Annotated in this window: 6 protein-coding genes; 3 read left to right on the top strand and 3 right to left on the bottom strand. The window is 74.1% G+C overall.

The features are described from left to right. The 3 genes from GTQ99_RS17745 to GTQ99_RS17735 form a co-directional block, all read left to right on the top strand. Nucleotides 1–385: hypothetical protein (locus GTQ99_RS17745; protein WP_166617054.1), on the top strand; the 385-nt coding region annotated here is incomplete at its 5' end. Between the two features lie 52 nt (nt 386–437). Next, nucleotides 438–941: a hypothetical protein gene (locus GTQ99_RS17740; RefSeq protein WP_205707717.1), complete on the top strand. Its 504-nt coding sequence runs from the start codon at nt 438–440 to the stop codon at nt 939–941. A gap of 98 nt (nt 942–1,039) precedes the next feature. Beyond that, complete coding sequence (locus tag GTQ99_RS17735) at nt 1,040–3,226, top strand: SpoIIE family protein phosphatase (protein ID WP_338075069.1); 2,187 nt, start codon at nt 1,040–1,042, stop codon at nt 3,224–3,226. 136 nt (nt 3,227–3,362) lie between these two features. On the opposite strand, the gene GTQ99_RS17730 is transcribed toward GTQ99_RS17735, so the two are convergent. The 3 genes from GTQ99_RS17730 to GTQ99_RS17720 are packed head-to-tail and all read right to left on the bottom strand — an operon-like array spanning nt 3,363 to nt 6,746. Continuing rightward, the gene (locus GTQ99_RS17730) at nt 3,363–4,823 is read right to left on the bottom strand and encodes a GH1 family beta-glucosidase (RefSeq protein WP_166617053.1); all 1,461 of its coding nucleotides are present in this window, start codon (nt 4,821–4,823) and stop codon (nt 3,363–3,365) included. 49 nt (nt 4,824–4,872) lie between these two features. Further along, nucleotides 4,873–5,769, bottom strand: a complete 897-nt coding sequence (locus tag GTQ99_RS17725) for a carbohydrate ABC transporter permease (protein ID WP_166617052.1) — start codon at nt 5,767–5,769, stop codon at nt 4,873–4,875. Further along, nucleotides 5,766–6,746: an ABC transporter permease subunit gene (locus GTQ99_RS17720; protein WP_166617051.1), complete on the bottom strand. Its 981-nt coding sequence runs from the start codon at nt 6,744–6,746 to the stop codon at nt 5,766–5,768. The genes GTQ99_RS17725 and GTQ99_RS17720 overlap by 4 nt, the downstream gene beginning before the upstream one ends. Between the last annotated feature and the right edge of the window lie 23 nt (nt 6,747–6,769).

Raw genomic sequence — 6,769 nt, 5'->3', positions numbered from 1 at the left:
GGGTCCCGGCCGTCCCGCCGGGCGCCGGCGGTTCAGCGACAGCACGACGTACCTGCCCGGTGGCGTGCGCCAGCACACCGTCACCGGCCCCCGCACCGAGGGCGCCGGGCGCGAGCAGGCGCGCCGTCGCCTGATGGAGGTGCTGCGCGCCGCCGCGCGCGGGCAGCGCCACGGCCGCCGCAACGTCCGCTTCCGCGTGACGCTGCGCGACGGGACGTCGGTGCAGGTCGGCGCGAAGGGCGGCTACGCGGTCTCGGCCGCGCTGGCGCGCTCGCGCGGCGAGGGCGACGACCCCCTGGGCTGGCTGCGCGAGGAGATCGCCGGGCGCGCCTACCTGCAGCCGCAGCAGCTGGACATCGTCGGCGTCGAGGTGACCGTCTTCTGAACCCGTGCCGCGCGGGTGCGTGCCGGGGCGCGGTGGCGGGTACGGGGGACGCGTGAGCACGACACGGACCCCCCGGATCCCCCAGCTGCTGCGCGCGGCCGCCGTCGGCGCGGCCGCCGGCACCGCCGGTGCGGGGGTGATGGCGGTCGGCGAGAAGGTCGAGCAGGCGCTGACGCACCGCCCCTCCTCCTTCGTGCCGGGCCGCACGCTGCTGACGCTGCTCGGCGCCCGCCCCGGCGACGGCGAGCGCCCGGCCGGGTGGAACCACGCCATGCACTACGCGACGGGTGCCGCGCTGGGCGCGCTGCGGGGGGTGTGGTCGGTCACCGGGATGCGGGGCCCGCGCGCCAGCGCCGCCCACGCGGCCGTGCGGCTGTGCACCGACCAGACCCTGGAGAACGGCACCGGCGCCGGCGCGCCGCCGCACACGTGGCCGCGGCGGGAGCTGCTGGTCGACGTCGGCCACAAGGTCGTGTACTCGCTGGTCACCGGGGCGATCGCCGACCGCCTCCTGGACGCGCGCCTGCTGTCCCTGCGCGGGCGCGGCAGCCACTGACGCGGCGCGCCGGAGGGCGACCCGGCGCGGAGCACCCCCGCGGGCACGCGATGATGGTCCTTCGCGCGCCCGGGCCCGGGCCGGACGGAGGGTGACCTGTGAGCGGAGCACGGCCCCCCGGGCCGCAGGCGGCCGTCGTCGGCGGCGGCGGGCGCGAGCAGGTCCACGGCGGCGGGGTGTCCGTCGCCGACGAGGCGGCACGGCTGCGCTGGGAGCTGTCGATCACGGCGGCCGGCATCGGCAGCTTCGACTGGGACCTGCTCACCGGCGAGCTCACCTGGGACGAGCGGCTCATCGAGCTCTTCGGCTACGAGCGCGACGGCTTCGGCGGCACGATCGAGGACTTCGACGCCCGGGTGCACCCCGACGACCTGGCGCGGGTGCGGCAGGCGCTGTCGGACTGCGTCGCCGCGTGCGGGCTGTTCGAGGCCGAGTACCGCGTGGTGCGCCCCGACGGCAGCACCCGCTGGGTGCAGGCGCGCGGCAAGGCGCTCGCCGACGCCGACGGCACCGCGGTGCGGGTGCTGGGGGCGGCCTACGACACCACCGGCGAGAAGGACGCCGACGCCCGGGTGGCGCGCGTCATGGAGACGATGGCGGCCGGGTTCTTCGCCCTGGACCACGACTGGCGCTTCACCTACGTCAACGCCGAGGGCGAGAAGCTGCTGCAGCGCAGCCGCGAGGAGCTGCTGGGCGGGGTCGTCTGGGAGCTGTTCCCCGACGCGGTCGGGGCGGAGTTCGAGCGCGCGTACCGGCGCGCGGCGCGCACCGGCGAGCAGGTCACGTTCGAGGAGTACTACCCGCCGCCGCTGGACCGCTGGTACGAGGCGCGGGCCTGGCCGCACCCCGACGGGCTGTCGGTGTACTTCCTGGACGTCACCGACCGCCGGATCGCGCAGTCGGAGGTCGAGGCGGCGCGGCGGCAGGCCGAGGAGGCCGCGGAGCGGCTGCGGCTGCTCGTGCGGGTCGGCGAGGACCTGTCCGCCACCCTCGACGGGCGCGAGGCCGTCGGGCGCCTGGCCCAGCACCTGGTCCCGCTGCTGGCCGACTGGTGCCTGATCACCCTCGTCGACGAGCACGGCGAGCTGAGCGACCTGGGGTCCTGGCACGTCGAGGAGCACCTGCGTGACGTCGTCGTCGACTACCGCCGGGCCCGGGTGCGGGCGCTGTCGCCGGACTCCTACCTGTACCGGGCCTGGCGCACCAACCGGCCGGTCACCATCGACTCCGGGGCCACCGGGGCCCTCGTGGAGCACCTCGCCGACGAACGGGCCCGGCAGCTGATCCACCGGCTGGCACCGGAGTCGCTGGCGGCGCTGCCGATGCGCGCGCGGGGCCGCACCGTGGGGCTCATCACGCTGTTCCGCGGCGCGGGCGGCGGCGCCTACTCGGCCGAGGACGTGCTGACGGCGACGGAGCTGGCCGACCGCGCGGGGCTGGCCGTCGACAACGCGCGCCTGTTCTCCCAGCAGAGCCGCATCGCGGAGGGCCTGCAGCGCAGCCTGCTCACCGCTCCGGTGGAGCCGAACCACCTGCAGGTGGCGGTGCGGTACCAGCCTGCCGCGGCCGCGGCGCAGGTCGGCGGCGACTGGTACGACGCGTTCCTGACCCCCGACGGGGCGACGGTGCTGGTCATCGGCGACGTCATGGGCCACGACGTGGACGCCGCCGCGGCGATGGGGCAGGTGCGCTCGCTGCTGCGCGGGATCGCGTACGCGACGGGGGCGCCGCCGGCGACGGTGCTGCGCAGCCTGGACGCGGCCATGCAGGGCCTGGCGATGAACACCATCGCGACGGCCGTCGTCGCCCGCCTGGAGCAGGTCCCCGACGAGCGCGAGCGCGACGTCACCCGCTTGCGGTGGTCCAACGCGGGCCACCCGCCGCCGCTGCTGCTGGCCGCCGACGGCACCGTCACCTCGCTGGCCGCGCACCCGCCGCAGCTGCTGCTCGGCGTGGACCCGGCCTCCCCGCGCACCGACGCCGCCATCACCGTGGACCGCGGCTCGACGGTGATGCTCTACACCGACGGTCTGGTGGAGCGGCGCGGGCACAGCGTCGCCTCGGGCATCCTGCGCCTGCACGAGACGGTCGCGGAGCTGTCGCACCTGCCGCTGGAGCAGCTGTGCGACGGCGTGCTGGAACGGCTCGTGCCCTCCGGTCACGACGACGACGTGGCGCTGGTGGCGGTGCGGCTGCACCCCCTGGACCGGCCGCGCCCGCCGGAGGCCGGCCCGAACCGGGTGCCACCGACGCCGCCCACCCCGCTGAACCCGCGCACCCCCTGACCCCGCGCGGGCGCCGGACCCCGCACCGCGGCCGCACCCCGCGCGGGCGCCGCACCACGGCCGCGCCCCGCCCGCCGGAGGACCGGCGGACGGGGCGCGAGGTGCGTGCGGTGGTGCTCGGTGCCGTCGGGCGCCCTCAGGCGGTGGGCGCCGGGAGCGCGTTGCCCGCCACGACGCCGGCGTACCACAGGGCGCTGTCCTTGACCGTGCGCTGCTGGGTGGCGTAGTCGACGTGGACGATGCCGAAGCGCTTGGAGAACCCGTAGCCCCACTCGAAGTTGTCCAGGAAGGACCACAGGTAGTACCCGGTGACCGGCGCTCCGGCCTCGACGGCGTCCAGGACGGCCGCGAGGTGGTCGCGCAGGTAGCCGGTGCGCTCGAGGTCGTGGACCTGCCCGGCGACGACGACGTCCTCGTAGGCGGCGCCGTTCTCGGTGACCACCAGCTCCAGGCCGGGGTTCTCGCGGTGCACCCGCAGCAGCAGCTCGGTCATGCCGCGCGCGTCCACGCTCCAGCCCATCGCGGTCCGGTGCCCGGGCAGCTCCGGGAACTCGATGAGGTGGTGCGAGCCCACCCACGGGCTGTGCGTGCTGGCGCCGTGCCCGTCGGCCTCGGCGCGCGGGCCTGAGCCGTCCCAGGCGCGCACCACGGTGGGGCTGTAGTAGTTGACGCCGAGCACGTCCAGCGGCTGGTGGATCAGCTGCAGGTCGCCCTCGTGCACGAAGGACCAGTCGCTGACGGCGGCCGTGTCGGCGAGCACGTCGGCGGGGTAGCTGCCGCGCAGCACCGGGTCGAGGAAGACGCGGTTCTGCAGGCCGTCCACGCGGCGCACCGCGTCGTGGTCGGCGTCGGCGGTGCCCTCGGTGCGCACCCACGCGAGGTTCAGCGTCAGGGCCACGCGGGCGGTGGGGGCGGCGCGGCGCACGGCGGCGGCGCCCAGGCCGTGGGCGAGGTTGAGGTGGTGCACGGCCGCGAGGGCGGCGGCGGGCTCGGTGCGGCCCGGGGCGTGCACGCCGGAGGCGTAGCCCAGGTAGGCCGAGCACCAGGGCTCGTTGAGGGTGATGAAGGTGCGGACCCGGTCCCCCAGCGCGCCGGCGACGACCTCGGCGTACTCGGCGAAGCGCTCCGCGGTGGCGCGCGAGGTCCAGCCGCCCGCGTCCTCCAGGGCCTGCGGCAGGTCCCAGTGGTAGAGGGTGACGGCGGGTTCGATGCCCGCGGCCAGCAGCTCGTCGACGAGGACGGAGTAGAAGCGCAGACCGGCCTCGTTGACCGGGCCGAGGGAGTCGGCGCTCACCTGCGGGGTGATGCGCGGCCAGGCCACGGAGAAGCGGTAGGACGCCAGCCCCAGCCGCTTCATGATCGCGATGTCCTCGCGGAAGCGGTGGTAGTGGTCGTCGGCGACGTCGCCGGTGTCGCCGCCGCTCACCTTGCCGGGGGTGTGGCTGTAGGTGTCCCAGATGGAGGGGGTGCGCCCGTCCTCGGCGGCGGCCCCCTCGACCTGGTAGGCGGCGGTGGCGGTGCCCCAGACGAACCCCGGCGGGAAGGCCCGTCCGGTGCTGGCGCCGGCGGCGGTGGGACGTTCCTCGGTGGTGGTCACGGGAGCCTTCCTGAGCGGTGGTCGAGTGGTCGGTGGAGCGGGTGGCTCGTCAGCCCTTGACGGCGCCGGCCATGATGCCGCTGACGATCTGCTTGCCCAGCAGGGCGAACACCACGATGACCGGCAGGGTGCCGACGAGCGTGCCGGCCATGATGATCGAGGTGTCGGGCACGTAGCCGCTGCCGAGGTTGTTGAGCGCGACCTGCACGGTGGGCATCGAGGAGTTCAGCGCGATGACGGGCCAGAAGAAGTCGTTCCAGGCCGTCATGAACGTGAGCATCCCGAGCACGGCCATGCCGGGGCGGGCGATCGGCAGGACGATGCTGAAGACCGTGCGGGTGGAGGAGGCGCCGTCGACCTTGGCGGCCTCCAGCAGCTCGTCGGGCAGGGTCTGCACCAGGTACTGGCGCATGAAGAACACGCCGAACGCGGTGACCAGCGAGGGCAGGATCACCGACTCCAGCCGGCCCGCGAGGTTCCAGTCCGACATGATCTTGTACAGCGGCACGACGCCCAGCGTCGGCGGGATCATGAGGGTGCCGATCGTCACCGCGAAGAGGAAGTTCTTGGCGCGGAAGCGCAGCTTGGCGAACGCGAAGCCCGCCAGGGTGCAGAACAGCAGCGTGCCGACGGTCGTGACGCCGGAGACGATGAGCGAGTTCACGATGGCCAGGCCGATGGCCTGCTGCTCCAGCGCCGTGGTGATGTTCTGCCACAGGTACGGGCCAGGCAGGAAGGGCGGCGGCGACTGCGTCATCTCCGCCATGGGCCGGCTGGCCGCGACGATCATGTAGTAGAACGGCACGAGGAAGACGAACGCGGTGACGGCCAGCAGCACGTAGGTGAACCAGCCGGCGGCGTCGGGGGCGCGGTAGCGCTTCCTGCGGCCCTGGAGCGGCGGGGTGGGAGCGGCCAGGGCCGCGTCGCGGACGGTGGTCGTGGTCATCGCCGGGCTCCTCGGGTGTCGCGGTCGCGCCACCGCGCCAGCGCGGTGTTGAGCAGGACCAGCACGATGATGAGCAGGAAGGTGACCCAGGCGATGGTGGCGGCCCGGCCGAGGGCGCCGAACGCCCAGCCCTGCTGGTACATGAACAGGCCCAGCGTCTGGTACTGGTTCAGCGCACCGCCGTCGACGCCGCCGAACAGCAGCGGCTCGCCGAAGAGCTGGGTGGCGCCGATGGTGGAGACCACGACGGTGAACAGGATCGTGGGGCGCAGCCCGGGCAGGGTGACGTGCAGGAACTGCTGCCAGCGGTTGGCGCCGTCCAGGGCCGCGGCCTCGTAGAGGTCCTGCGGGATGGACTGCATGCCGGCCAGGTAGATGAGCGCGTTGTAGCCGGTCCAGCGCCAGATGACGATGATGGAGATGGCGATCTGCGCGCTGAGGTCGCCGTTGCGCCAGTCCAGGGCGTCCATGCCGACCAGCGACAGCATCCAGTTGGCCAGCCCGGCGTCACGGCCGAAGATCTGCGCGAAGACGAGCGTCGAGGCGGCCACCGAGGTGGCGTACGGCATCATCATCGAGACGCGGAAGAAGTTGCGGGCCCGCATCCGGTAGTTCAGCAGGTGCGCGAGCCCCAGGGCCAGCAGCAGCTGCGGCACGGTGGACAGCACGCCGAGGGAGAAGGTGTTCCACAGCGCGTTGTAGAACTTGCCGTTGGTGAACAGCCAGACGTAGTTGTCCCAGCCGTTGAACTCCGGCTCGGCGCCCAGCTCGTAGGAGTGGAAGCTGATCCACATCGTGTAGATCAGCGGGAAGAGCCCGAAGGCGAAGAACAGCAGGAAGAACGGGGCGATGTAGGCGTACGGCGCGGCCAGGCCCTCGAAGCGGAACAGCCGCGAGCGCAGCGACAGCTCGGGTGCGGTGGCCTTCGCTCCGCGGCCGGGCGGAGCCGGTGGTGCGGTCGTGCTCTGAGCGCTCACGGCGTCTCCTCGCGGGTGGGGGG

The sequence above is a fragment of the Kineococcus vitellinus genome, assembly GCF_009906315.1.
Taxonomy (GTDB): Bacteria; Actinomycetota; Actinomycetes; order Actinomycetales; family Kineococcaceae; genus Kineococcus; species Kineococcus vitellinus.
The sequence above is the reverse complement of the archived record's forward strand: the minus strand, read 5'-3'. Positions and strand labels throughout refer to the sequence as shown.